Origin of the sequence: Polaromonas sp. (genome assembly GCF_031411155.1) — a bacterium.
GTDB lineage: Bacteria > Pseudomonadota > Gammaproteobacteria > Burkholderiales > Burkholderiaceae_C > Polaromonas.
In genome coordinates this window covers 19,770-43,210 of record NZ_JANOAL010000092.1, presented here as the reverse complement: position 1 = coordinate 43,210, position 23,441 = coordinate 19,770, and the positions used below count along the sequence as shown (strand labels likewise).

Genomic DNA, 23,441 nt, shown 5'->3' with positions numbered 1-23,441 from the left:
AAAAAAGTTGCCGAAACGGGATACACAAAAAGCTGTACAGCCCGTTTTGTGGGTGCCATACTCGCGTTTTATTCACAGTGGTTTAACCGTGAACGAACAACAAGAAAACCTAACGTCAACAAACGCGGGCATCGGCGAGCGCCTACGAGCGGAGCGTCATCGGCTGGGTCTTGCCCAGGCTGATTTCGGCGCGAAGTGCGGCGTCAGCAAAACCTCGCAGTTCAATTACGAGTCCGGCGAGCGGTCACCGGACGGGGAATACTTTTACAAGGCCAGCGAACTGGGTGTTGATACCCACTACGTGATCACCGGCAAAGGCGCAAAAGCCACCAGCGATGAATTCGTGGTGATACCCAGACACAACGTGGCGGCCAGTGCAGGTCCGGGCGCGCTCAACGGGCATGAGGCCGAATTGCACGGGCTTTGCTTTCGCCGCAGCTGGCTCAACAAAAAAGGCCTTCAGGCCAGTGGCCTCAGGGTTATCGACGTGACCGGCGACTCCATGACAGGCAAGCTGTCGGATGGTGACCAGGTGCTGATTGACATGGCGCAAACCACGCCCAAGAGCGGCTTCGCCTATGTGCTGCGGCAAGGCGACGAGCTGCTGGTGAAGTACGCGCAGCTGCTTCCCAACGGTGTATTGCGATTGAGCAGCGAGAACCAGACCTACAAGCCGTATGACGTTGACCTGTCCAAAGAGTCTGACGTTTCAATCCTGGGCCGAGTGGTGGCCTCAACTCACGAGTGGTGACTATGAAAAAATTGTTTCTCCTGCTTGCGATGGCGGCCATGTGCAGCGGATCGATGGCGCAACAAAAGCCGCCCAAAGCAGCCTATCCGGAAGCGCGGAAACTTTACGACGAGTTCGACAAGACGCTGAGGGTATCGATGCTGTGGGAGAAGAAGAAACCCGCTGAACGCGCCGCAGCCGTCAAGGCGGCAATGGCGCATCGAGATCGAATAACAAAGATGTGGGGGGACTTTTCTGCCTGCACCGCTGCAGCGGACGCCCATGTGAACTTCGTGGTTGAAATGAACAAGATCGTTTCTGTCGGTGAAGGGGTTGGCAACCTCAAGCCGTTTGAACTGCTCGGTGCGCTGAGTAGTGCCGAGCAGTTCGGGAACCACCGTGGCGGTTGCTACGACGCAGTCGAAGAACTCGATCAAGTCGCCAAACGGTGAGCCGCTTCTTGGCATTGCTGCTCACAGGTATTTTTGCAATTCACTGCGGCGCGGCCGAAGCCAAAACCGTCCGCTCAGCCGCCGTCGTCTCAGAGTTCAAACGCCACAATCCATGCCCCGCCAACGGCCTGCGTCGTGGCAAATGCCCCGGCCATGAGATTGATCACATCACGCCGTTGTGCGCGGACGGCGCCGACCATGTGTCAAACCTGCAATGGCTGAGCCGTGAAGATCACCGGGTAAAGACCAGGGGCGACGTGCGGCATTGCCGCGCCCTAAAAAGGCAACAATGAAGAAGGTCGGTTTTATTCTCTGGGCGCTCACGCTTGCTACAGCCAACGCGGCAAACTACCCATGCTCCAAGGGCAAGGGTGGCGTGTCCCATTGCATGGGCTCCTATTTCGTTTGCAACGACGGCAGCATCAGCCAGTCTAAAAAAATCTGCAGCGCGGGCGACTACGCGACCCCTGAAAAACCATCAAAGGGCACAACGAAGCCCTCGCGGTGAAACGCTTCACCAATACCCAACACCGCCGATTCCAGACACTGAGGGCTCTTGCTGAACAAGAGCCCTTTTTAACGTCTGGAGTTCGCGATGGATTATTTTTTAGGCTTGGCTATAGCCGCCATCATCCTCTTTCTTGCCGGCATGTGCGCCTGATATGCAGGCGCGCTTCAAACACACGATTGCCCGCTACTCGCAGGGCGAGCGCAGGCGGGCGCGATTCGAGCAGGCCCGCCTGATTGCGCTGCACGCACGGGGCGGCGGCAAAGGACGCGCGCCGCGCCTGCGGCTGGCCGCCCGCATCGTCCTCTGGCTGAACGGCTGCGGCGTCCTGATCTGCCTGGTGCTGCTGGCCCTTGTGCTGTCTGCCTGCGCGGCCATTCCGGGCGTGGCCATCACCGACGACGAGCGGGCGGCCTGCGAGGCCAGCGGCTGCACGGTCTGGACGCAGCGCGAGCTGGAAGGCCTGGCGCGCAAGTTCTTCCAGCAGGGCTATGACGCGGGGGTGAAAAGCATATGAAACCCGTACTTGCCGAGCAAGACTTTATCGACGCCGCCACGGCGCTTGACTGCCTGCCAGCCGCCATCAAGGCGGTCTGCCAGGTCGAAGCGCCGGGCGGTGGCTTCAACCCGGACGGCACCCCCGTCACGCTGTTTGAAGGCCACAAGTTTCACAGGTACACCGCCGGCAAGTTCGCGGTGCAGGCACCTGATCTGAGCTACCCGAAATGGACCCGGCAGTTCTACGGCAAGACCTGGCAGGCCGAGCAGGCCCGCCTGCAGCGCGCCATCGCGCTCGCCCGCGAAGCGGCGCTCAAGTCCGCCAGCTGGGGCAAGTTCCAGATCATGGGCCTCAACCACCACATGGTCGGCTTTGACACGGTCCAGGCCTTCGTCAATGCCATGTACGAGAGCGAGGGCGCGCAGCTCATGGCCTTTGTGCGCTATGTGCAAATCGCTGGCCTGGCCACGGCGCTGCGCCGCCAGGACTGGGCGGGGTTTGCCCACGGCTACAACGGCCCGGCTTACGCCGACAACCACTACGACAGCAAGCTGGCGACGGCTTTCACCACCTTCACGGAGCTTGCATGATGGACTGGCTAAGCACACTCAAATCTCTCGCGCCCACGGTCGCCAGCGCCTTGCTCGGCCCGCTGGGCGGCGTGGCCGTCAGCGCCATCGGCGGGCTGTTGGGCGTATCGGACGCGACCCAGACCAAGATCGCCGACGCGATTGCAGCCGGGCAGATGACGCCCGAGCAGATCAGCCAGCTCAAGGCGCTGGAGCTGCAGTACCAGGCCAACGAAAAAGAGCGCGGCTTCAAGTACGCCGAGCTGGCCTTCAAGGACCGCGACAGCGCGCGCCAGGCCAATGTGCAGGGCGGCACGCAGCAGCACCTGTTCTGGCTCAGCCTGGCGCTGCTGGCGGCCACGCTGGGCTGCGAGATTCTGGTGCTGTTTAAAGGCTACCCAGCCAGCACCTCCGAGATCATCGTCGGCCGGGTGCTGGGCCTGATGGACTCGGTGGCGTTGATGGTGCTGGCTTACTGGTATGGCTCCAGCAGCGGCTCCTCTCACAAGAGCGAGCTGCTGGCCCGCAGCGAGCCGGTGAGGCCCTGACGCCATGGATGAAAAGTATTTTGAACAGGCGTCAAGGCTGGAGCAAAGCCAGCGTGACGCCAGGCTGCGCGATGTGCAGGCCCGGCTTGCCGGCAAGGGCCAGGCTGACTGCGCAGGCTGCGGCGAAGCCATCCCCTCGGCCCGGCGCCTGGCCGTGCCAAGCGCCATCAGGTGCGTGAGCTGCGAGCAGAACTTTGAATTTAAAAAAGGACTAGGACTATGAGCGATCCCACCGTGCTGGTTGAACTGGCTGAAGTCAAGGGCCAGCTCAAGCTGATGACCCAGATGATGCAGCAGAACCACGAATCGACGCATCAGCGAATCAACGATTTCCGCCATGCCATTGAGGGGCGTTTGTCAGGCGTCGAATCGCGGGTGGCCACCATCGAAAAGAACGAACGCGGCACCGCCATACGCGGCGCGGGAAGCGGTGCGATGGCGGGCACGGTGGTGACGGCCTGCATTGAAGCACTGAAGTATTTTGCGACCCGGTAAGCATTGATGGCCTACGACGCAAGCACGCGCGGCAAGGTGCGCAGCAAGTACCTGCAGGGCATGCCGCTGGCCGGCGCAGCAGAGGTGTGCCAGGTGCCCTACAACACCGCCCGCAACTGGAAGCGCACGGCCGCAGACGCGGGCGACGACTGGGACCTCGCCAAAAACGCCCGCCGCATGAGCAAGGGCGGCATGGAAGAGATGGCCAACGAAGTGCTGGGCGGCCTGGCCGAGCAGTTCCTCGCCACCATCGAAGCCATCAAGGCCGACCCGGCCATGGCCGCCAGCGCGCGCGCCGACATCCTGGTCAAGCTGATGGACGGCTACAACAAGGCCATAGGCGCCGCATCGCGCGCCATGCCCAACGGCAACCGCCTGGCCGTCGCCATGGACGTGCTCAAGTTCCTCACCGTCTTCATCGGCAAAAGCGCGCCCAGGCTGCAAAAGCAATTTATCGAGATTGCCGAGGCCGCCGGCCCTGAGTTTGTGCGCGAGTTTGGGTCGGGCAGCTGATGGCCAAGCAGCTCAAGCTCAGAGACAAGGACTTCCTGGCCGAACTGGCTGGCTTTGCCGAGCAGCAGCGCCAGCTGGTCGAGGCCGAGTGCGCAGGCTTTGCCACCGACGCCACCGCGCGCGATATTCGGCGCACCCGTGCCCAGACCGATTACCGCTTCTTTTGCCGCACCTACTTTCCGCACTATGTGAAGTCGGAAGAGTCGATTTTTCAGGGCTGGTTTTACGACACGGTGCCTGGCTACATCGACCAGCTGCGCGGCATACTGGCCAACATCTCCGCGTCCCGAGGCAATGCCAAATCTACGCTGGGCACCCAGCTCTTCACGCTCTGGTGCGTGGTGACCGGGCGCAAGCATTACATCCCGCTGGTGATGGACAGCTTCGACCAGGCCGCCTCCATGCTTGAAGCCATCAAGGTCGAGCTGGAGAGCAATCCACGCCTGGCGATGGACTTCCCGGACGCCTGCGGCGCTGGCCGGGTCTGGAACGTGGGCGTCATTCTCACCCGCAACAACCGCAAGGTGCAGGCCTTTGGTTCTGGCAAAAAGATGCGCGGCCTGCGCCATGGCCCGCACCGGCCCGACCTTGTCATGCTGGACGACATCGAGAATGATGAAAACGTGCGCAGCAAAGAGCAGCGCGACAAGCTCGAATCGTGGCTGAAAAAAGTGGTGATCCCGCTCGGACCCCCTGATGGCTCGATGGACATCATCTACCTGAACACCATCCTGCATTACGACTCGGTGGCCAACCGCACCCACAAAAACCCGATGTGGAAGCGGCACAAATTCAAAGCCATCATCCGCTGGCCCGACCGCATGGACTTGTGGCAAGAATGGGAAGAGCTGTTCATTAATCACGATGAAGAGGTATCCGACGCCTTTTATGCCGACAACAAGGCCGAGATGGACAAGGGCGGCGTGGTCACCTGGCCAGCCGTGCAGCCGCTGATCATGCTGATGAAAAAGCGCGCCGGCGACCACCACGCCTTCGATTGCGAGTATCAGAACGACCCGACCAATGACGAGGCGTCATTTTTCCAGAGCATGCAGTTCTGGGTCCAGCCCTGCCGTGACTGGGTGTTTTATGGCGCGCATGACCCCAGCCTGGGCAAGAACAACAAGAGCCGCGACCCGAGCGCCTGCCTGGTGGGCGGCTTTGACCGCGAGCACGGCAAGCTGTCGGTGGTCGAGGCCTTTGTGGCGCGCACGATTCCGGACCGCCAGATCAGCCGCATCATTGAGCTGCAGAAGGCCTACCGCTGCCTGGTCTGGGGCATTGAGTCGGTGCAGTTTCAGGAGTTCTTTCGCCAGCAGCTGGTCAAGGAATCGGCCAGGGCCGGCGTGCCGGTGCCGGCCGTGCCTCTGATACCGCACAGCGACAAAAACCTGCGCATCGAATCGCTGAGCCCGCATGTCAACAACGGGCTGATCCTGTTCAGCCAGCAGCACACCGTGCTGAACGAGCAGCTGCGCCACTGGCCAGAAGCCGATCACGACGACGGCCCCGACGCCTTGCAAATGCTCTGGATGCTCGCCATCAGCCGCGCCGGTGGCATCCCCCGAATCAAGACCGGCCCCCGGCGCTGAACCCAATGAGGACTAAAAAATGAACACTGTGCGCGGCCTGATCCAGGGCGTCAAAGGCTGGCTTGGCAAACCCGTTGCCACGCCCGCCACCGACCCCGAGAACTTCTTTTCGGCACTGTCGTCGCTGCCCAACCCGGACCCTATCCTGCGGCAGATGGGCAAGGCCGATGCGGTGTACCGCAGCATCATGCTGGACGCCCATGTCATGGGCGAAATCCGCTCCATCCGCGGCTCCTTCCGCTCGCACGACTACCGGCTCGAAGTCGGCAGCGAGGACGACGCCAAGGCGCAGGCAGCACTGGAGCTGTGCCAGCGCTGGATGGAAAGCGGCCCGCCGAATGCGGTGGCCGACTGGATGGAAGTCATGTGGCAGATGTGCTCCTGCATCCTGACCGGCTACAAGGCCCATGAGCTGGTCTGGAACTACAACGCCGACAGCAAGCTGCTGCCCTCCGAAGTGGCCGACCGGCCCGGCCGCCGCATCCGCTTTGACGCGTCAGCCAACCCGCTGCTGGTCAGCAAGGGCAACTTTTCCGGCGCGCCGGTCGAGCCCTACCAGTTCGTCATCAGCCGCCACATGGCTACCACCGACAACCCCTACGGCATGGCACTGCTCAGCAGCTGCTTCTGGCCCTGGACCTTCAAGACCGGCGGCTGGCGCTACTTCGTCAAGTACTGCGAGCGCCACGGCCTGCCCTGGCCGGTGGGCCGCTACCCGCAAGGCACCGGCGAGAAAGAGCAGGACGAGCTGGCCGATGCGCTGGCCAGCATGGTCGAGTCCGGCTACCTGGTGGTGCAGGAGGGCACCGGCATCGAGCTGCTGGTGCCGCAGGGCGGTTCCGGCACCGCGCCGCAGCAGGCCCTGATCAGCCTGGCCAACCGCGAAATGAGCAAGGCCCTGACCAGCCAGGCGATGATCGGCGAGCAGCTCGAAGTCGGCTCGCGCGCCGCCGCCGACACCGCCCAGGTGCGCCAGAACAGCGTGCATGACTCCGACCGCGACATCGCCGCCGCCAGCATGAGCCAGATATTCCGCTGGATCACCCTGTTCAACTTCGGCGAAGGCGTCGCGCCACCGACGCTGGCGTTTTTCAAACAGGAAAGCGCCGGCAAGGAACGCGCCGAGACCTACGACATGGCCCGCAAGGCCGGTGCCAGGCCATCGCGCAAGGCCATGCTGATAGAGCTGGGCATTCCCGAAGCCGAAGACGCCGCTGATGAGCTGCTGCCGGACGCCAAGCCTGTTGTTGACAACAAGTTGCCCAGCGACAAACCCGCGCTGAAGCCGGTCAAGCCGGTCAACTTTTCATCCCTGCCAGGCTTCACTTTCGCCAAGGCCGCAGGCATGACCGACGACCAGGCGCTGCAGCTGGCCACCGACGCCGCCGATCAGGCCATCGAAGACAGCCTGATCGCGCCCATCGCCCGGATGCTGGCCGAGTTTGAAGCCGACGGCAAAACCCTGCTGGAGTTCCACGACGCCCTGCAGGACATGGTCGGCCAGCTGGACGACACCGGCCTGCGCGAAGTGCTGGACCGGGCGCTGAGCTATTCGATGTTGCGTGGTGCGGCCACGAATGCCCCATGAGCTGGGGACTTCTGGTCAACGTGGGCGCGCTGTGGATCGGCGCGCATTACTCGCCATTTAACCGCCGCTGGTGCGTCAATGTGCTGCCCTGCGTCACCTTGTGGCTGACCTTGCCCGGTGGGAAAGTGCCCAACAGGGCAGAAGGCTGATGGCCCCGCGATGATGACCGCAATCCGCGTTTTCGCCACGGCCATCGGCTACATGACGATCTTTCTATGGGCGCTGGGCGCTTTGGACGCTGGAACTTTCATTTTTTACTTCAGGCTTGGATCGCAGCTATGAAACGCATCTATATCGCGGGCCCGATGTCTGGCCTTCCAGAATACAACTACCCGGCATTTAATCGCGCGGCGAAACAGCTTAGGTCGCTTGGCTATCACGTAGAGAACCCAGCGGAGAATCCGGAGCCGGTCTGCAAAACGTGGCAAGGGTACATGCGCATGGCGGTAGCGCAGTTGGTGACATGTGACACCGTAGCCCTTCTTCCGCAATGGCACACCAGTCGCGGCGCCTCGGTCGAGCATCGTCTGGCGCTTGATCTCGGACTGCGGGTAGCCGACCTCGACATGATCGGCGATTGGTCAAATGGCTGATCCTGTTACCGCCCGCGATTTCGGCGTCCAGTTCCAGGGCGCCATCGACAACCTGAAAGGCAAGCTGCCCGAAAGCACGCTGGCCTGGGACGATCTCGCCGGCCCGGTGCACGGCAAAGTCTTCGCCGTGTCTGGGGCCGTCAAAATCGACCTGGTGAGCGACCTGCATAAGTCACTGGTTAGCGGCTTGGAAAAAGGCACCACCATCACCCAGTTCCGCAAGGACTTCGACGCTGCGGTGCAAAAACACGGCTGGACCTACAAAGGCAAGCGCGGCTGGCGCACCGCCGTTATCTTCAACAACAACATGCGCAGCGCCCACATGGCCGGCCGCTGGGAGCAACTGCTGGCCAACCAGGCGAACCGGCCCTACCTGCAATACCGCACCGCCGGTGACTCCCGCGTCAGGCCGCAGCATCGCGCCTGGAACGGCCTCATTTTTCCGATTGGCGACAGCTTCTGGCAGACCCATTACCCGCCCAACGGCTGGGGTTGCCGCTGCACCATCCGCGCCTACAGCGATGCCGACCTCAAGCACCTGGGCGTGACGGCCAGCCCGAAGTTCGACCTGAAAACCCGGCAGGTAGTCAGCCAGGACGGCGAGATCAAAGACCAGGTGCCGGTCGGCATAGACCCCGGCTGGGATCACAACGTCGGCCAGTCATGGATAGCGCCCGAACTGGCCCTGGGCCAAAAGCTCGCCGCTCTCCCGCGATTTTTGCAAGGTCCGCTGGTCGATAAAACGATTTCACCGGCCTTTCAAAAGGTCATGAATGCCGATTTCAAGGCCTTTCGAAACGCCATCAAACAACCCAAGGGTGACGCCCAGATCGTCGGTTTTTTCGACAGCGCAACGCTGCAGGCTCTGGCCGACAAGCTGCCGCAGACCGAATTGAAGTCCACGGCCGCTGCGGTTTTCGACCGCAAGACCGTGCATTTATCCGGCACCCACAAGGCCATTGACGCACCGCAACAGGTATGGCCCGACGCCTGGATCGACAGCCTTCCAGAGAACTTCAGGAACTACCGGGCGGTGTTGTTAGATAAGACCGAGGGCACATTGATCGTGGTGCCGCAAGGCGGCTTTAACGACAGGCTGCCGAAGATCGTGCTGCGCCTGAATCAAAAGACGAACCTGGGAAGCGCCGCCTCAGTGGTATCGCTGGGCTCAGCGAAGGCGGTCAATTTGAAGGATGTCACGCAATATGAGCTGCTGCTCGGTGACTTGGGAAGGTGAGCCAGGGGGTGCGCGGCGCCCCATAATAAATTCGCCTGCTGGCGGGATTCTGGCTGGTGCATTTCCAGTCCACTGGCTCGGTTTGAATTTTATGACCGGCGTCATAAATTGGCAATAAGCCGTCATAAACCGATCGGGTTTCGAGTAATTTCAGTCATTTAATTTGCACTTCGCCGCCGATTTCGGTCACTCACTGGATCAAATCAAACGTTTTTGCCCAAACAGTCAAAAGAACCGTAAGTCATTGATTTAGCGCCTTTTTTTGACCGTTTTTGTTTGGTGTCTTCTGGATCAATCTAAACATCGCCCCCCTCGGTGCCGCGCGCCAGCGGCGCATCGCCGCGCGGGTGCTGAATTTTTCCGCCGTGCCGCCGCTGCTGGCGCAGACCGACCTGCTCGCCACGCTGCCCGTCGTGGCCATGCATGAGGCGCTTGAGCGGTTCGGCTTGTGCGCGTTGCCGACACCGTTTCCGGTCCCGCCACTGCCGCACCGCTTTGTCTGGAGCGCGCGACTGGCCAGTGATCCGGCCCTGCGCTGGCTGCGGGCGATTCTGGCGCAGTGCTTTGCCGAGGTGCTGCAAGGCTCCGGGGTGGGTGTGTCAGCGCGGCGTGCCGCCGGGCGCCGGACCCCGGTGAAAAAAGCCTAGAGCGCTAGCGCAAGTAGCTTCGGTTCAACCGCAGCTCCAGTTTTTTCTGCAGCGTTTCAAACGAGGCGCTCATGGCCCAGTAAATCGCCGCCGCCGCCAGATACAGCGGAAAAGGCTGGAAGGTGGTGGCAATCACTTCCTTGGTCGCCAGCATCAGCTCGCTGACGGCAATCACCGACACCAGCGAGGTGTCCTTGATCAGGCTGATAAGGCTGTTCGACAAACTGGGAACGGCCAGCCGCAGCGCCTGCGGGCCGATAACATGGCGCAGGGTTTGCGCCTGCGTCAGTCCCAGGCTGCGGGCCGCGTTCCACTGGCCGTGCTCCACACCGTTGATGGCGCCGCGAATCGTCTCCGACAGGTAGGCGCCGACGTTCAGGCTCAGGCCCAGAATGCCGGCGCTGATCGGGTCGAACTGGATGCCTATGCTCGGCAGGCCGAAGTAAATCACGAACAGCTGCACCAGCAGCGGCGTGCCGCGCATGCAGCTGACATACAGCGCGGCCAGCTGCGACAGGCCGGGCAGCCTGGCCAGCCGCGTCACGGCCACCAGCGTGCCAATCAGCGCGCCAAAAATCACTGAGGCTACCGCCAGCAGCAGCGTCCAGGCCGCGCCCTTGAGCATCAGCGGCAGGGCATCCAGCAGCAGCTGCATCACACCGGTCATATCCATCGCAGTCTCCACAAATAAAAACCCCGGCGTCGCAGCCGGGGTGCTTTGCTGGCCCCGCAGGTTCGGGGCGCAGGGGCCGAATGGATGTTACTTCGCTACGGGCGCTTTGCTCACGTCGCGGTCAAACCATTTGACCGACAGTTTTCCAAACGAGCCGTCGGCCTGCAGGTCCGCCAGTGCCTTGTCGATGGCAGCCTTGAACTGGGGGTTGCCCTTGACAAAGGCGATGCCGGACTTTTCCAGCTCGCCCACGGGCGCACCGGGTTTCAGCGGCAGCTTGGTTTTCTTGACGATGTAGGGAATCAGCAGGCTGTCGTTCAGCGCCGCATCGATGCGGCCCAGCGCCAGGTCCTGCAGGTATTCGGGCGAGCCGGGGTAGGTCTTGATCTCGATACCGCCCACCGCCTTGGCGACATCGGCAAAGTTGGTGCCCTGGCCCAGGCCGAGTTTTTTGCCCTTCAGGTCGGCCAGGGTCTTGAACTCGCGTTTCTCGTCCTTGCGAATGATCAACTGCGGGCTGGAGACGGTGTAGGGCTCGGAAAAGTCAAAGGTTTCCTTGCGCTTGTCGGTGATGCCGACCTGGTTGATCACCACGTCGTATTTGCCCGCCTGCAGGCCGGCCAGAATGGCGCTCCATTCGCTGGTGGTGAACTCGGCCTTGACGCCCAGCTTTTGCGCCAGCGCATTGGCCAGCTCGACCTCAAAACCGGCGAGCTTGTCGTTTTCCTTGTAGTTGAAAGGCGGGTAAGTGCCTTCCAGTGCGACCTTCAAGGTGCCGCGCTGCTTGACGCTGTCCAGCAAATCGGCGGCGCTGGCCACGCTGGCGAGGCCGCTCAAGGCCAGGGTGATGAGGAAGACGAAGCTCAGTCGTTTGGAGATATTCATATTCTTAATTAAATATATAAAGCAAAAATTTAAAAGAAAAATGGATATTAAGACCGCGCGCATCACCGTGCAGGCTTCAAGCCAAAAAAACCTGGCTCGGGGCCGGTTAATTTGCGCGACATGATGCCGCCGCTGGTCATGCCCGTAAAAGCTGCACACGGGCAAAGCAACGGTGTTCATTGAGCGGCCTGAACGCGTCCGCCGTCAGTACAGCACGACGCCGCGGATCGACTCGCCGCGCTTCATCAGCTCGAAGCCCTTGTTGATGTCTTCCAGCGGCATGGTGTGGGTGATCAAATCGTCGATGTTGATCTTGCCCTCCATGTACCAGTCGACGATCCTGGGCACGTCGGTGCGCCCGCGCGCGCCGCCAAAGGCCGAGCCTTCCCAGTGGCGTCCCGTCACCAGTTGGAAGGGCCGGGTGGAGATTTCCGCGCCGGCTTCGGCCACGCCAATGATGATGCTGCGGCCCCAGCCCTTGTGCGTGCACTCCAGCGCCTGGCGCATCACCTGGGTGTTGCCTATGCATTCAAAGCTGTAGTCGGCGCCGCCGTCGGTGATCTGTACGATGGCATCGACCACGTTATCGACCTCCTTGGGATTGATGAAATGTGTCATGCCAAACTTGCGCGCCATGTCCTGGCGGGCCGGGTTGATGTCCACGCCAATGATCTTGTCGGCGCCCACCATCTTCGCGCCCTGAATCACATTGAGCCCAATGCCGCCCAGGCCAAAGACGACCACATTGGCGCCGGCCTCGACCTTGGCGGTGAACAGCACCGCGCCTATGCCGGTGGTGACGCCGCAGCCGATGTAGCAGACCTTGTCGAACGGCGCGTCTTCGCGGATCTTGGCCAGCGAGATTTCCGGCGCCACCGTGTAATTGCTGAAGGTGCTGGTGCCCATGTAGTGAAAGATGGGCTGGCCGTCCAGGCTGAAACGGCTGGTCGCGTCGGGCATCAGCCCCTTGCCCTGGGTGCCGCGAATCAGCTGGCACAGATTGGTCTTGCGCGACAGGCAGAACTTGCACTGGCGGCATTCCGGCGTGTAGAGCGGAATGACGTGGTCGCCTTTCTTGAGCGTGGTCACGCCCGGGCCGACATCGACCACAATGCCTGCGCCTTCATGGCCCAGGATGGCCGGGAAGATGCCTTCCGGGTCGGCGCCCGACAGCGTGTAGTAGTCGGTGTGGCAGATGCCGGTGGCCTTGATCTCGACCAGCACTTCGCCAAATTTCGGGCCCTGCAGGTCAACGGTTTCAATGGTCAGGGGCTGGCCTGCTTTCCAGGCGACGGCGGCTTTGGTTTTCATGGTTTGGACTCGGGCTGGGGGAGGAAAAAGGGTGAATCGGCACTATAAGCCAGCGGTTGAGGCAGCGGCAGGGCGCATGCGGCCCTGAAAACCATCGTTCAGTGGCGAAAAGTGCCTCTAGCCCAGTATTATTAGGTGTATCAAGCTATCAATTTAATAGCATTTACCTGAACAGACCAGCGCTCTTGATGCCTGAAAAACATGGTGCTCGGTTCGCTTCCGGGCTATATTGCCTTTGTCCAACCCGAGCGGAACCCACCGAACCGGCCCCACCCCGAGGAGTTGCCATGAAGCTGCCTGCCCGCACTTTCAAACCTGCCTGCACATTGGCGCTCTGCGTTGCCGGCGCAGCCGGGCTTTCGGCGGCCTGGGCGCAGGACGCACCGGTGGCGGACTTTTCGGCCGGTCCGCCCAGCGGGCGCTATGTGTTTGCCAGCTGGACGCCCAAGGGCCTGCCCGAGCTGATGCGCGGCGACGGCGCGGGCGAGAAGGTCAACATCGTAGGCCATCTGTTTCTGCCCGCTGCCGGCGCGCCCGACAAGGTGCCCGCCGTCGTTCTGGTGCATGGCTCTGGCGGCATCTACAGCGCCATGCTCGACTTCTGGCCCAAACAGTTCAATGCGGCGGGCATCGCCGTGCTGTCGGTCGACTCCTTCGGGCCGCGCGGCGTGCAAAGCACGGCCGAAGACCAGTCGCAGGTGCCGTTTGCCGCCGACACCGCCGACGCCTTTGCCGCGCTCAGGCTGCTGGCCACGCACCCGCGCATAGACCCGACCCGCATCGCCATCATGGGCTTCTCGCGCGGCGGCATCAACACCTGGCGCACGGCGGTGGAGCGCATCATTGCCTCGCAAAAGCTGCCCGGCGGCCTGCGTTTTGCCGCCCATATTCCCACCTATTCGGGCGGCTGCACCGGCCTGTTCCGGCTGCAGGTCAAGCCAGGGGTGTTCTCGCGCTCGCCCATGCTCTGGCTGCATGGCGACGCCGATGACTACACGCCCATGGGCCCGTGCCAGGACTACGCCGAGCGTATTGGCAAGGCCGGCACGCCGGTGGAATTTGTCAGGATTGAAGGCGCCCGCCACAAGTTCGACATGGACGAGCAGCGCCGCATCACTGTGCGCGGCGCGCAGCGCAGCAAGGACGACTGTCCGGTCGAAATGGATATCGACAGCTTCGCCAGCTTTGACCGCAACACCGGCCAGCGCCTGCAGGGCGACGCGCTGCGCGAGGTGCTGAAAAACTGCAGTGCCACTGGCGCCAGCGTCGAAGGCAACCGCGCCGCGCGCGACACGGCCGCGCAGGCGGCGCTGGGCTTTCTGCGCAGGGTGTTTGCGCGCTGATGGCCACTTGCACAAGCCGGTTGGCCCAGCCATAAAAATGCCGGAACAAGTCCGGCATTCGCAAGCAGGCAGATTGACCGCAGCGCCGGATACAGCGCCTTTTTCAATCAGGCAGTAAAGAAATTCTTCAGCTTGTCGGCCCAGCCCTCTTCGCTGGGCGAGTGCTTGGCGCCGCCTTTTTTCAGTGACTCGTCCAGTTCCTTGAGCAGCTTGCGCTGGTGCTCTGTCAGCTTGACCGGGGTCTCTACCGTGATGTGGCAGTAGAGGTCGCCGGGGTAGCTGGAGCGCACGCCCTTGATGCCCTTGCCGCGCAGGCGGAACTGCTTGGCCGCCTGGGTGCCTTCGGGGATGTCGATGGCGGCCTTGCCGGCCAGGGTTGGCACTTCGATCTCGCCGCCCAGCGCGGCGGTGGTGAAGCTGATCGGCACGGCGCAGTGCAGGTCGTCGCCGTCGCGCTCAAAGATGTCGTGCTTTTTGACCCGGATCTCGATGTACAGATCGCCGGGCGGGCCGCCGTTGGTGCCGGGTTCGCCGTTGCCGGTGGAGCGGATGCGCATGCCGTCGTCGATACCGGCCGGGATTTTGACTTCCAGCGTCTTGTTGGTCTTGGTCTTGCCGACGCCGTGGCAGGCCACGCAGGGCTCGGGAATCAGCTTGCCGGTGCCCTTGCACTGCGGGCAGGTTTGCTGCACGCTGAAAAAGCCCTGGCGCATCTGCACCACGCCGTGGCCGTGGCAGGTGGTGCAGCTGACCACCTTGGTTCCGGGCTTGGCGCCCGAGCCGTGGCAGCTGTTGCAGTCGTCCCAGCTTGGAATGCGGATTTGCGCCTCCTTGCCGTGGGCGGCTTCTTCGAGTGTGACTTCCATGGCGTAGCTGAGGTCGCCGCCGCGAAACACTTGGCGTCCGCCGCGCTGCTGGCCGCCGCGCTGGCCGCCAAACACATCGCCAAAAATGTCGCCAAAGGCTTCGGCAAAGCCGCCAAAGCCTTCTGCGCCAGGGCCGCCGCGCATGTTGGGGTCAACGCCCGCGTGGCCGTACTGGTCGTAGGCGGCGCGCTTGTTTTCATCCGACAGCATCTCGTAGGCTTCCTTGGCCTCCTTGAATTTCTCCTCGGCCGCCTTGTCCGAAGCCCCCTGGTTGCGGTCAGGGTGGTGCTTCATCGCGAGCTTGCGATACGCTTTCTTGATGTCTTCGTCGCTGGCGTTTTTGGGTACACCCAGCGTGTCGTAATAGTCTTTTTTGGCCATGAAAAATGCGTGTTCGGTAGATAAGAGTTCCAGGGGCCGCAAACGGGAAAGCGGAACCGGGGTTTAACGCCCGTGTTCCGCTTGCCTGCAGCGGGGCAACGCCCCGCGCGGGGAGTTAGCCTTTTTTCACTTCCTTGACTTCGGCATCCACCACATTGTCATCCGCCGGCTGGGCCTGCGCCTGTTCGGCGCCGGCCGCACCGGCTGCACCGCCACCGGCCGCGCCCTGCGAAGCCTGCATGTCGGCGTACATTTTTTCGCCCAGCTTCTGGCTGGCTTCCATCAGGGCCGTGTTCTTGGCATCAATGGCGGCCTTGTCGTCGCCCTTGAGGGCTTCTTCCATGTCCTTGATGGCGGCCTCGATTTTTTCTTTCTCGCCCGTGTCCAGCTTGTCGCCGTACTCGGTCAGCGATTTTTTCACGCTGTGCACCATCGCTTCGGCATTGTTCTTGGCCTGCACGAACTCGACTTTTTTCTTGTCGTCTTCGGCGTTCAGCTCGGCGTCTTTCACCATTTGCTGGATCTCGGCTTCAGACAAACCGGAGTTGGCCTTGATGGTGATCTTGTTTTCCTTGCCGGTGCCCTTGTCCTTGGCGCCCACATGCAAAATGCCGTTGGCGTCGATGTCAAAAGACACTTCAATCTGTGGCGTGCCGCGCGCTGCTGGTGGAATGCCTTCGAGGTTGAACTCGCCCAGGCCCTTGTTGCCGGAGGCAATTTCGCGCTCACCCTGGAACACCTTGATGGTCACGGCCGGCTGGTTGTCTTCGGCGGTCGAGAAGGTCTGCGCAAACTTGGTCGGAATGGTCGTGTTCTTCTTGATCATCTTGGTCATCACGCCGCCCATGGTTTCAATACCCAGCGACAGCGGTGTCACGTCCAGCAGCAGCACGTCGGTGCGGTCGCCGGAAAGAACCTGGCCCTGAATGGCGGCGCCAACGGCAACCGCCTCGTCAGGGTTCACGTCCTTGCGTGGCTCCTTGCCGAAGAACTCCTTGACCTTTTCCTGCACCTTGGGCATGCGGGTCATGCCGCCGACCAGAATCACGTCATGAATGTCGCCCACGCTGACACCGGCGTCCTTGATCGCCACGCGGCAAGGGGCAATGGTGCGCTCGATCAGTTCTTCAACCAGGCCTTCGAGCTTGGCGCGGGTCATCTTGATGTTCAGGTGTTTCGGGCCTGAGGCATCGGCGGTGATGTAGGGCAGGTTGATGTCGGTCTGCGCGCTGTTGGACAGCTCGATCTTGGCTTTTTCGGCGGCTTCTTTCAGGCGCTGCAGGGCCAGCACGTCCTTGCCCAGGTCCACGCCTTGCTCTTTCTTGAATTCGGCAATGATGAAGTCAATGATGCGCTGGTCGAAGTCCTCGCCGCCCAGGAAGGTGTCGCCGTTGGTGGACAGCACTTCAAACTGCTTTTCGCCATCCACATCGGCAATCTCGATGATGGACACGTCAAAGGTGCCGCCACCCAGGTCATAGACCGCAATCTTGCGGTCGCCTTTTTCCTGCTTGTCCAGGCCAAAGGCCAGCGCGGCAGCGGTAGGTTCGTTGATGATGCGCTTGACTTCCAGGCCGGCAATGCGGCCGGCGTCCTTGGTGGCTTGGCGCTGGGCGTCGTTGAAGTAGGCCGGCACGGTGATCACGGCCTCGGTGACGGGCTCGCCGAGGTAGTCTTCGGCGGTCTTCTTCATCTTGCGCAGAATGTCGGCGCTGACCTGCTGGGCCGAGATCTGCTTGCCGCGCACTTCAACCCAGGCGTCGCCGTTGTCGGCGGCGGCGATCTTGTAGGGCATCAGGCCGATGTCTTTCTGGACTTCTTTTTCGGTGAACTTGCGGCCAATCAGGCGCTTGATGGCGTACAGCGTGTTGCGCGGATTGGTCACCGCCTGGCGCTTGGCCGAGGCGCCGACCAGCACTTCGCCGTCTTCCTGGTAGGCGACGATGGACGGCGTGGTGCGGGCGCCTTCCGAGTTCTCAATGACACGGGGCGTGTTGCCTTCCATGACAGACACGCAGCTGTTGGTGGTGCCCAGGTCAATGCCGATGATTCTTCCCATGATTTACTCCTGCTTTTTTGATTCGTTAAGGATTTGAAATTTGCGTGCCTGAAGAAATCAGGCCGCGCTTGATTTGCTGTGTTGATGACTTGTGGATAAGTTCTAAAACTTCAAGTGCCAACGCATGGTTTTCGCGTTTATTTTGGCGCGGCCACGGTGACCAGCGCCGGGCGCAGCACGCGGTCGGCAATCAGGTAGCCCTTTTGCAGCACGCCGACGACGGTGTTGGCCTCCTGGTCGGCCGGCACCATGCTGATGGCCTGGTGTTGGTGCGGGTCAAACCGGCTGCCGCTGGCCGGGTTGATTTCGATCACCCGGTTCCGCTCGAGCGCGCTTTTGAGTTGCTTGAGCGTGGCCTCCGCGCCTTCCCGGATTTGTTCGGGCGTGGCGTCCTGGGTGGCCAGGCCGGCTTCCAGGCTGTCAGCCACCGGCAGCAGGCTTTCGGCAAAGCTTTCAAGGGCAAATTTGCGGGCCTTGGCTACTTCATCGTCGGCGCGGCGGCGCGCGTTTTCGGTCTCGGCCTTGGCGCGCAGGTAGTTGTCGGCCAGTTCGGTGTTTTTGGCCTGCAGCGCGGCCAATTCGGCTTGGGCCTGCGTCAGTGCGTCAAATTCGTTGGCGGCCATCGCGGCTTCCAGCTCTTCGGGGCTCGGATCGCCGCTAAGTGTTTGATTTTGCTCGGGTTGGGTGTTTTCAGACATGCGTGGGCAACAAAGAGTGAAGCTAATAAGCGAACTAGCTTGGGATGACAAAGCCCTTTTCAAGACAAGGGATTGAAGGCAATTGCAGGAATTTTGCGGCCTGCTGGGCGGAAACAGCGGCCGGACGCCTTGACCCAGGCGCAAACGCGCTCAAAAAAAGACAGGCACCCGGCCTGTCTTTTTGGCAAACCCAGCTATGCGGGGCTTGCAGGGCGTGAAAAGTTACTTTTTCTTGGGCACGACAGCGCTGACCTTGGTCTGGCTGGCGGCCCATTTGCCGGCAAAGGCCTGCAGCTCATTGAGGCGCTTGAGCAGGTCGGCGCCCAGCGTGGTGACGGTGTAGCCGTCGCTGCCATGGCCGAGCAGGCCGGCGGCGCGCAGTTCCTTGATGCGGGTGTTCAGCGTGTTGGGGGTGATGCTGCCAATGCTGTCTTGCAAGAGGCGAAACGTCTGTGGGTGGCCGTCTTTCAGGGCCCACAGCACGCGCAGTGCATAGCGTGATTCCAGCAGTTCGAGCAACTGGCCGACAGCTGCATTTTCTTTGGCGCTCATTTGTTATCTCCTCGGGTCACATTCAGGTCACGGTGTTGTCACGGTGTTGTCGCGGTGCGAAAGTTAAGCAAAAAGCTTGGCGCAAATATAACGCAAATTTCTGTCTGCTACGAGTTTTATAGCTACTCACGCCCGCTGCATGTGGACTGGCGGCCTAAAACTCTTGGAAAACCCTGATGAGCGGGACAGAAAGCAGGACAACAAACCACCGGGGCAGGCACCTCCCATGCCGGTTCATGCTCTGCAATTCGCTTTTCAGTTGTCGTACGACTGAGTGCTTCGCTGGTGGTGACCAGGGCCTTGGTCAGGCTGCGGTGACTGGGTTGGCTGTGCATCGGCGGGCTGGATGGTGTGCACATTGCTGCCCCGGCGCAGGCGCTCCCGGCTGTTGGAAAGATGGGTCCGCATGGCGGCACGTGCGGCCTCGGCATCCTGGTTGCTGATGGCGTTGTAAATGCTTTCGTGCTCGCCGTGCACGCGGCGCAGGTAGTTCAGCCGGCCCTCGGGTGCGTTGTGCGCGGTGTTGACCCGGGTGCGCGGAATGATCATCGTGCCCAGGTAGGTCATCAGGTCGGCAAAATGCCGGTTGCCCGTCGCCCGGGCGACTTCCATATGGAACTGAAAATCCGGTGGCACGGCGTCGGAGTCGTGCTCGATGGAGTCCTGAAAGGCGTGCAGGGCGTTCTCCAGGGCCGTGAGGTTTTCCGGTGTTCGCCGCTGTGCAGCCAGGCCTGCGGCCTCGGTTTCAAGGCTGATGCGCAACTCCAGCACCGAGATGACATCAGCCACCGTGGCGAAGTCTTCCGCCATGATTCTGAAGTTGCCGGGCTCTTGCGGCGGCAGTACAAAAGTGCCTATGCCGTGCCGGGTTTCGACCAGACCAGACGCCTGGAGCTTGGACAGCGACTCGCGAACCACCGTGCGGCTGACGTCAAACCGGGTCATGATTTCGGCCTCGGTGGGCAGTTTGTCACCGGGCTGCAACTGCCCGTCACGGATGCGGGCCGCCAGGCTTTCGACGATCTCACCCACCAGGCTGCGCGGGCGACGCGCACGCGGCGGCTCCGCATAAAAAGTGGAAGGCCGATCCGCATCGGGGCGACTAGGGGTTTTCCTTGGGTTCATTAAAAAGCCATTGACAAGATGAATAGCAAACATCGAGAATTCAAGTCATCGGACAACCTATGACTGATGAGTAGGTAGGTTTACTTTAACAAACTTCAACAAAAAGTCCAGTGTTTGCATGAGCACAGGGCACAAGACACAAAAATGACAATCAAAGTGCATGAAAAACTGCTGTTGACCGGTGCCGCCGGTGGTTTGGGTAAAGCCCTGCGTGAGCGCCTGAAGGCCAATTGCACGGTGCTTCGCCTGTCTGACGTGCAGGCCTTTGGTGAGGCTGCCGCGGGCGAGGAGGTGGTGCTGGCTGACCTGGCCGATGCGGCGGCGGTCAATGACATGGTCAAGGGTGTCGACGCCATCGTTCACCTTGGCGGCATGTCGGTAGAGGGTCCTTTTGGCCCGATTCTGCAGGCCAACATCCTGGGTGCCTATAACCTGTATGAGGCAGCGCGCAAGAACGGCGTGAAACGCGTGGTGTTTGCCAGCTCCAACCACGTGACCGGCTTTTACCGCCAGGACCAGACCATTACTGCCGACCATCCTGCGCGGCCTGATGGCCTGTACGGATTGAGCAAGGCATTCGGGGAAGACCTGTCGCGCTTTTACTTTGACCGTTACGGCATCGAAACCGCCTGCGTGCGCATTGGCTCCTCATTTCCCGAGCCCAAAGACCGCCGCATGCTCGCCACCTGGCTGAGCTTTGATGACCTGCACCGCCTGATCACCGCCTGCCTGAGCACGCCGGTGCTGGGTCACAGCATTATTTTTGGCATGTCCGACAACGCCGTCACCTGGTGGGACAACAGCCGCGCCCGCCATATTGGTTATGTGCCGCAGGACAGCTCGGATGTTTTCCGTGACGCCGTTTATGCGCGCACCACGAACCCTGACCTGAACGATCCGGTGGCCCAGTACCAGGGCGGCGGTTTTGTCGTGGCCGGACCGTTTGGCGACTGATCAAGCCATGAGCAGCGACTTCATCAAGGCGGAGCTGGTGCTCGACGCGCGCAACGGAACGGGTGAAAGCCCGGTCTGGCATGGCGCCGGGCAGGCGCTGTACTGGGTCGATATTCCGGCGCGCAAGCTGTGTCGCTGGACGCCGGCCACCGGCGAGAGCCGTAGCTGGCTGGCGTCTGAAATGCTGGCCTGTGTGGCGCCCATGGCTGGATCGAACCGCTGGATTGCCGGCGCAGAAAGCGGCGTGTTCCAGCTCGAACTCCAGGACGACGGACAGCTCGGCTTTGAAAGTCTTGCGCCCGTCAGCCATGCCATGGAAGGCATGCGTTTCAACGATGGCCGCTGCGACCGGCAAGGCCGCTTCCTGGCCGGCACGATGCTCATGAACATGGCCGCTGGTGCAACCGTGGGCTGCATCTATAGCTATCAAAAAGATAGTGCCATGACGAAGCTGCTTGGCGGCTTCATCACGCCCAACGGCATGGCCTTCAGCCCGGACGGCCGCACGATGTACCTGTCGGATTCGCATCCGTCGGTGCAGTCGGTCTGGGTCTTTGACTACGACCTTGACACCGGCACGCCATCCAATCGCCGGCTGTTCATCGACATGAAGCCGCTGCCCGGCCGTCCCGACGGCGCGGCGGTCGATGCCGACGGCTGCTACTGGATTTGCGGCAACGATGCCGGCCTGATTCACCGCTTCACGCCCGGCGGCAAGCTCGACCGTTCGCTGGCCGTGCCGGTCAAAAAACCGGCCATGTGCGCCTTTGGCGGCGCTGGCCTTGATACCTTGTTCGTGACATCGATTCGCCCTGAAGGAATCGATTTATCTGACCAGCCGCTGGCCGGCGGTGTGTTTGCGCTGCGCCCCGGCGTGCGCGGACTGTCTGAACCTGCTTTTTCGCGTTTTCCCGTGTCGCTCTAGCCGAGCATTTTTAATTCCATTCAGGAGACTTTCATGAAATCAATCCGCCGTCCTTCCTTCCGCGCTGCTGCGCTGACAGCGAGCATTCTCGCCAGTCTTTGTGTCTCGGCCCATGCCGTCGAGCTGCGCTCGGCCGACGTCCACAACAGCGATGACTACCCGACGGTCGCCGCCGTCAAGCACATGAGCGAAGTGCTGTCCAAGCAAAGCGGCGGCAAATACACGATCAAGGTGTTCAACAAAAGCGCACTGGGTACCGAGAAGGAAACGCTGGACCAGGTCAAGATTGGCGCGCTGGAGATGAACCGCGTCAACATCAGTTCGTTGAACTCGACCTGCCCGAAGAGCCTGGTGCCCACCATGCCCTTCCTGTTCGACTCGATTGCCCACATGCGCAAGTCGCTCGATGGCCCCATCGGAGAAGAAATCCTGAAGGGTTGTGAGAGCCAGGGCCTGGTGGGCCTGGCGTTCTACGACAGTGGCGCGCGCTCGATCTACGCCAAGAAGCCGGTACGCACCATTGCCGACGCCAAGGGCCTGAAGATCCGCGTGCAGCAGTCCGAGTTGTGGGTGTCGCTGGTCGGCGCGATGGGTGCCAACGCCACGCCGATGCCTACCGGCGAGGTCTTGACCGCGTTGAAGACCGGCCTGATCGATGCCGCCGAGAACAACATTCCTTCGTACGAAGGTTTCCAGCACTACGAGGCGGTCAAGGTGTATTCGCGTACCGAGCACTCCATGGCGCCTGAAATGCTGGTGATTTCCAAGGTGATCTTTGACAAGATGACGCCGGCCGACCAAGCCATGTTCCGCGCCGCGGCCAAGGAATCGGTGACGTTCCAGCGCAAGAAGTGGGACGAGCAGGAAGCCAAGGCCTTGGCCATTGTGACCAAGGCCGGCGCGCAGATCGTTGCAGACGTGGACAAGGCGTCGTTCAAGGCCGCGATGGCGCCGGTCTATGCCAAGTTCATCACCACGCCTGACCTGCAGCGCCTGGTGAAGGCTGTCCAGGACAACAAGTAAACCCAGTGACCGCTTGAAAGCTCAGGCCGCCAACGGCCGGTCTGGGCTTCGTGCGTTTCTTTAGGAATCCCATGAGTACACCCCACATATCGGCTACGGCCGCGGCCACCACAGCGGCCGTCAGCTCTGTTGCCTTGGGCGTTGACCCCGAACACGAGCGCCCGCCTGCGCGCCATGCCTATGCCCGCCTGTGTGCGCTGCTGAGCAAGGCCAGCCTGGTCATTGCCATCTTCTGCCTGATCGGCATCATTCTCAGCGTGCAGATCCAGGTGGTCGGCCGCTATATTTTCAACGACACGCCAACCTGGGCCGAAGCGCTGGCGCTGCAGCTCGTGCTGTATGTCACCGCGTTCGGCGTGGCGGTCGGGGTGCGCGATGCAGGCCACATCGGCCTGGACTCGATAGTCTCGCTGCTGCCTGAATCGATGCGCCTGAAGCTGGAGATCCTGATCCACCTGCTGGTGGCACTGTTTGGCGGGATCATGGTGCAGAGCGGCACTCTGTGGACCCGCCTCAAGTGGGACGAACTGGACCCGATGCTGCACCTGCCTGTAGGCATCGACTATTTGTCGCTGGTAATTGCCGGCGTGTTGATCGTGATGTTTTCCATTGAACACATCGTGGCGCTGCTTCGAGACGAAGAAGTTGTTCCGTCCTGGTACTGATTGAAAGAAA

The 23,441-nt window shown here is 61.5% G+C and carries 29 protein-coding genes; 21 read left to right on the top strand and 8 right to left on the bottom strand.

The genetic code is table 11. From position 1 onward, the window contains the following. The 16 genes from RMO23_RS06015 to RMO23_RS05940 form a co-directional block, all read left to right on the top strand. Positions 1-751: S24 family peptidase (locus RMO23_RS06015; RefSeq protein WP_309679474.1), on the top strand; the 751-nt coding region annotated here is incomplete at its 5' end. Positions 752-753: 2 nt separating this feature from the next. Then, positions 754-1,182, top strand: a complete 429-nt coding sequence (locus RMO23_RS06010) for a hypothetical protein (RefSeq protein WP_309679472.1) — start codon at positions 754-756, stop codon at positions 1,180-1,182. Positions 1,183-1,190: 8 nt separating this feature from the next. Then, positions 1,191-1,475, top strand: a complete 285-nt coding sequence (locus RMO23_RS06005) for an HNH endonuclease signature motif containing protein (RefSeq protein ID WP_309679470.1) — start codon at positions 1,191-1,193, stop codon at positions 1,473-1,475. Beyond that, positions 1,472-1,690: a hypothetical protein gene (locus RMO23_RS06000; protein ID WP_309679468.1), complete on the top strand. Its 219-nt coding sequence runs from the start codon at positions 1,472-1,474 to the stop codon at positions 1,688-1,690. The genes RMO23_RS06005 and RMO23_RS06000 overlap by 4 nt, the downstream gene beginning before the upstream one ends. Positions 1,691-1,844: 154 nt before the next feature. Beyond that, complete coding sequence (locus RMO23_RS05995; RefSeq protein WP_309679467.1) at positions 1,845-2,207, top strand: hypothetical protein; 363 nt, start codon at positions 1,845-1,847, stop codon at positions 2,205-2,207. Continuing rightward, on the top strand, positions 2,204-2,779 hold the full coding sequence (locus tag RMO23_RS05990; protein WP_309679465.1) for an N-acetylmuramidase family protein: 576 nt from the start codon (positions 2,204-2,206) through the stop codon (positions 2,777-2,779). The genes RMO23_RS05995 and RMO23_RS05990 overlap by 4 nt, the downstream gene beginning before the upstream one ends. Then, the gene (locus RMO23_RS05985) at positions 2,776-3,306 is read left to right on the top strand and encodes a hypothetical protein (protein ID WP_309679463.1); all 531 of its coding nucleotides are present in this window, start codon (positions 2,776-2,778) and stop codon (positions 3,304-3,306) included. Before RMO23_RS05990 ends, RMO23_RS05985 begins: the two co-directional genes overlap by 4 nt. Positions 3,307-3,310: 4 nt before the next feature. After that, on the top strand, positions 3,311-3,529 hold the full coding sequence (locus tag RMO23_RS05980) for a TraR/DksA C4-type zinc finger protein (protein WP_309679461.1): 219 nt from the start codon (positions 3,311-3,313) through the stop codon (positions 3,527-3,529). Continuing rightward, a complete protein-coding gene (locus tag RMO23_RS05975) occupies positions 3,526-3,801 on the top strand; it encodes a hypothetical protein (RefSeq protein WP_309679459.1) in 276 nt (91 codons plus the stop codon). The genes RMO23_RS05980 and RMO23_RS05975 overlap by 4 nt, the downstream gene beginning before the upstream one ends. Before the next feature lie 6 nt (positions 3,802-3,807). Beyond that, complete coding sequence (locus RMO23_RS05970; protein WP_309679457.1) at positions 3,808-4,314, top strand: DUF1804 family protein; 507 nt, start codon at positions 3,808-3,810, stop codon at positions 4,312-4,314. Beyond that, positions 4,314-5,906 (top strand): phage terminase large subunit, encoded by a 1,593-nt coding sequence (gene terL / locus RMO23_RS05965; RefSeq protein ID WP_309679454.1) that lies wholly within the window; start codon positions 4,314-4,316, stop codon positions 5,904-5,906. Before RMO23_RS05970 ends, terL begins: the two co-directional genes overlap by 1 nt. A 19-nt stretch (positions 5,907-5,925) precedes the next feature. Continuing rightward, complete coding sequence (locus tag RMO23_RS05960) at positions 5,926-7,494, top strand: DUF935 family protein (RefSeq protein ID WP_309679452.1); 1,569 nt, start codon at positions 5,926-5,928, stop codon at positions 7,492-7,494. Further along, positions 7,491-7,643: a hypothetical protein gene (locus RMO23_RS05955; protein ID WP_309679450.1), complete on the top strand. Its 153-nt coding sequence runs from the start codon at positions 7,491-7,493 to the stop codon at positions 7,641-7,643. The genes RMO23_RS05960 and RMO23_RS05955 overlap by 4 nt, the downstream gene beginning before the upstream one ends. Before the next feature lie 129 nt (positions 7,644-7,772). Continuing rightward, positions 7,773-8,087, top strand: coding sequence for a DUF4406 domain-containing protein (locus RMO23_RS05950; RefSeq protein WP_309679448.1), 315 nt, complete (start codon positions 7,773-7,775; stop codon positions 8,085-8,087). After that, on the top strand, positions 8,080-9,324 hold the full coding sequence (locus RMO23_RS05945) for a phage minor head protein (protein WP_309679446.1): 1,245 nt from the start codon (positions 8,080-8,082) through the stop codon (positions 9,322-9,324). The genes RMO23_RS05950 and RMO23_RS05945 overlap by 8 nt, the downstream gene beginning before the upstream one ends. Positions 9,325-9,596: 272 nt before the next feature. Then, the gene (locus RMO23_RS05940; RefSeq protein ID WP_309679444.1) at positions 9,597-9,971 is read left to right on the top strand and encodes a LysR substrate-binding domain-containing protein; all 375 of its coding nucleotides are present in this window, start codon (positions 9,597-9,599) and stop codon (positions 9,969-9,971) included. 4 nt (positions 9,972-9,975) lie between these two features. On the opposite strand, the gene RMO23_RS05935 is transcribed toward RMO23_RS05940, so the two are convergent. The 3 genes from RMO23_RS05935 to RMO23_RS05925 all read right to left on the bottom strand — a co-directional run bounded on the left by RMO23_RS05935 (position 9,976) and on the right by RMO23_RS05925 (position 12,840). Next, complete coding sequence (locus RMO23_RS05935) at positions 9,976-10,644, bottom strand: amino acid ABC transporter permease (protein WP_309679442.1); 669 nt, start codon at positions 10,642-10,644, stop codon at positions 9,976-9,978. A gap of 87 nt (positions 10,645-10,731) precedes the next feature. Next, entirely contained in the window at positions 10,732-11,529 is a 798-nt protein-coding gene (locus tag RMO23_RS05930; protein WP_309679440.1) for a transporter substrate-binding domain-containing protein, read from the bottom strand. A gap of 204 nt (positions 11,530-11,733) precedes the next feature. Further along, positions 11,734-12,840, bottom strand: coding sequence for an S-(hydroxymethyl)glutathione dehydrogenase/class III alcohol dehydrogenase (locus tag RMO23_RS05925; RefSeq protein WP_309679438.1), 1,107 nt, complete (start codon positions 12,838-12,840; stop codon positions 11,734-11,736). Positions 12,841-13,127: 287 nt separating this feature from the next. Between RMO23_RS05925 and RMO23_RS05920 the strand changes: the two genes are divergently transcribed. Then, positions 13,128-14,183: a dienelactone hydrolase family protein gene (locus RMO23_RS05920; protein ID WP_309679436.1), complete on the top strand. Its 1,056-nt coding sequence runs from the start codon at positions 13,128-13,130 to the stop codon at positions 14,181-14,183. Between the two features lie 107 nt (positions 14,184-14,290). On the opposite strand, the gene dnaJ is transcribed toward RMO23_RS05920, so the two are convergent. From dnaJ to RMO23_RS05895, 5 genes are all read right to left on the bottom strand, one after another. Next, the gene (gene dnaJ, locus RMO23_RS05915) at positions 14,291-15,430 is read right to left on the bottom strand and encodes a molecular chaperone DnaJ (protein ID WP_309679434.1); all 1,140 of its coding nucleotides are present in this window, start codon (positions 15,428-15,430) and stop codon (positions 14,291-14,293) included. 115 nt (positions 15,431-15,545) lie between these two features. Then, positions 15,546-17,489 (bottom strand): molecular chaperone DnaK, encoded by a 1,944-nt coding sequence (gene dnaK / locus RMO23_RS05910; RefSeq protein WP_309679433.1) that lies wholly within the window; start codon positions 17,487-17,489, stop codon positions 15,546-15,548. A gap of 137 nt (positions 17,490-17,626) precedes the next feature. Continuing rightward, positions 17,627-18,187, bottom strand: coding sequence for a nucleotide exchange factor GrpE (gene grpE, locus RMO23_RS05905; protein ID WP_309679431.1), 561 nt, complete (start codon positions 18,185-18,187; stop codon positions 17,627-17,629). A 222-nt stretch (positions 18,188-18,409) separates the two neighbouring features. Continuing rightward, positions 18,410-18,739 carry a winged helix-turn-helix transcriptional regulator gene (locus RMO23_RS05900; protein ID WP_309679429.1) on the bottom strand — a complete coding sequence of 110 codons (330 nt, stop codon included), beginning with the start codon at positions 18,737-18,739 and terminating at the stop codon, positions 18,410-18,412. Between the two features lie 255 nt (positions 18,740-18,994). Further along, positions 18,995-19,864 (bottom strand): FadR/GntR family transcriptional regulator, encoded by an 870-nt coding sequence (locus tag RMO23_RS05895; protein WP_309679427.1) that lies wholly within the window; start codon positions 19,862-19,864, stop codon positions 18,995-18,997. A gap of 144 nt (positions 19,865-20,008) precedes the next feature. On the opposite strand from RMO23_RS05895, the gene RMO23_RS05890 reads away from it, so the two are divergent. The 4 genes from RMO23_RS05890 to RMO23_RS05875 all read left to right on the top strand — a co-directional run bounded on the left by RMO23_RS05890 (position 20,009) and on the right by RMO23_RS05875 (position 23,431). Then, positions 20,009-20,818 (top strand): NAD(P)-dependent oxidoreductase, encoded by an 810-nt coding sequence (locus tag RMO23_RS05890; protein WP_309679425.1) that lies wholly within the window; start codon positions 20,009-20,011, stop codon positions 20,816-20,818. Between the two features lie 7 nt (positions 20,819-20,825). Next, the gene (locus RMO23_RS05885) at positions 20,826-21,743 is read left to right on the top strand and encodes an SMP-30/gluconolactonase/LRE family protein (RefSeq protein ID WP_309679423.1); all 918 of its coding nucleotides are present in this window, start codon (positions 20,826-20,828) and stop codon (positions 21,741-21,743) included. 33 nt (positions 21,744-21,776) lie between these two features. Then, a complete protein-coding gene (locus tag RMO23_RS05880) occupies positions 21,777-22,766 on the top strand; it encodes a TRAP transporter substrate-binding protein (RefSeq protein WP_309679421.1) in 990 nt (329 codons plus the stop codon). 71 nt (positions 22,767-22,837) lie between these two features. Beyond that, positions 22,838-23,431 (top strand): TRAP transporter small permease, encoded by a 594-nt coding sequence (locus RMO23_RS05875; RefSeq protein WP_309679420.1) that lies wholly within the window; start codon positions 22,838-22,840, stop codon positions 23,429-23,431. The last annotated feature ends 10 nt before the right edge of the window (positions 23,432-23,441 follow it).

Coding starts and splice junctions, on each gene's coding strand:
- RMO23_RS05960 (WP_309679452.1), top strand. CDS start 5,926: ATGAACACTGTGCGCGGCCTGATCCAGGGCGTCAAAGGCTGGCTTGGC.
- RMO23_RS05980 (WP_309679461.1), top strand. CDS start 3,311: ATGGATGAAAAGTATTTTGAACAGGCGTCAAGGCTGGAGCAAAGCCAG.
- RMO23_RS05990 (WP_309679465.1), top strand. CDS start 2,204: ATGAAACCCGTACTTGCCGAGCAAGACTTTATCGACGCCGCCACGGCG.
- RMO23_RS05955 (WP_309679450.1), top strand. CDS start 7,491: ATGAGCTGGGGACTTCTGGTCAACGTGGGCGCGCTGTGGATCGGCGCG.
- RMO23_RS05985 (WP_309679463.1), top strand. CDS start 2,776: ATGATGGACTGGCTAAGCACACTCAAATCTCTCGCGCCCACGGTCGCC.
- RMO23_RS05875 (WP_309679420.1), top strand. CDS start 22,838: ATGAGTACACCCCACATATCGGCTACGGCCGCGGCCACCACAGCGGCC.
- RMO23_RS05885 (WP_309679423.1), top strand. CDS start 20,826: ATGAGCAGCGACTTCATCAAGGCGGAGCTGGTGCTCGACGCGCGCAAC.
- RMO23_RS05890 (WP_309679425.1), top strand. CDS start 20,009: ATGACAATCAAAGTGCATGAAAAACTGCTGTTGACCGGTGCCGCCGGT.
- RMO23_RS05895 (WP_309679427.1), bottom strand. CDS start 19,864: ATGAACCCAAGGAAAACCCCTAGTCGCCCCGATGCGGATCGGCCTTCC.
- RMO23_RS06010 (WP_309679472.1), top strand. CDS start 754: ATGAAAAAATTGTTTCTCCTGCTTGCGATGGCGGCCATGTGCAGCGGA.
- RMO23_RS05925 (WP_309679438.1), bottom strand. CDS start 12,840: ATGAAAACCAAAGCCGCCGTCGCCTGGAAAGCAGGCCAGCCCCTGACC.
- RMO23_RS05920 (WP_309679436.1), top strand. CDS start 13,128: ATGAAGCTGCCTGCCCGCACTTTCAAACCTGCCTGCACATTGGCGCTC.
- terL (WP_309679454.1), top strand. CDS start 4,314: ATGGCCAAGCAGCTCAAGCTCAGAGACAAGGACTTCCTGGCCGAACTG.
- dnaK (WP_309679433.1), bottom strand. CDS start 17,489: ATGGGAAGAATCATCGGCATTGACCTGGGCACCACCAACAGCTGCGTG.
- RMO23_RS05935 (WP_309679442.1), bottom strand. CDS start 10,644: ATGGATATGACCGGTGTGATGCAGCTGCTGCTGGATGCCCTGCCGCTG.
- grpE (WP_309679431.1), bottom strand. CDS start 18,187: ATGTCTGAAAACACCCAACCCGAGCAAAATCAAACACTTAGCGGCGAT.
- RMO23_RS05930 (WP_309679440.1), bottom strand. CDS start 11,529: ATGAATATCTCCAAACGACTGAGCTTCGTCTTCCTCATCACCCTGGCC.
- dnaJ (WP_309679434.1), bottom strand. CDS start 15,430: ATGGCCAAAAAAGACTATTACGACACGCTGGGTGTACCCAAAAACGCC.
- RMO23_RS05900 (WP_309679429.1), bottom strand. CDS start 18,739: ATGAGCGCCAAAGAAAATGCAGCTGTCGGCCAGTTGCTCGAACTGCTG.
- RMO23_RS05970 (WP_309679457.1), top strand. CDS start 3,808: ATGGCCTACGACGCAAGCACGCGCGGCAAGGTGCGCAGCAAGTACCTG.
- RMO23_RS05950 (WP_309679448.1), top strand. CDS start 7,773: ATGAAACGCATCTATATCGCGGGCCCGATGTCTGGCCTTCCAGAATAC.
- RMO23_RS05945 (WP_309679446.1), top strand. CDS start 8,080: ATGGCTGATCCTGTTACCGCCCGCGATTTCGGCGTCCAGTTCCAGGGC.
- RMO23_RS05995 (WP_309679467.1), top strand. CDS start 1,845: ATGCAGGCGCGCTTCAAACACACGATTGCCCGCTACTCGCAGGGCGAG.
- RMO23_RS06000 (WP_309679468.1), top strand. CDS start 1,472: ATGAAGAAGGTCGGTTTTATTCTCTGGGCGCTCACGCTTGCTACAGCC.
- RMO23_RS05975 (WP_309679459.1), top strand. CDS start 3,526: ATGAGCGATCCCACCGTGCTGGTTGAACTGGCTGAAGTCAAGGGCCAG.
- RMO23_RS05880 (WP_309679421.1), top strand. CDS start 21,777: ATGAAATCAATCCGCCGTCCTTCCTTCCGCGCTGCTGCGCTGACAGCG.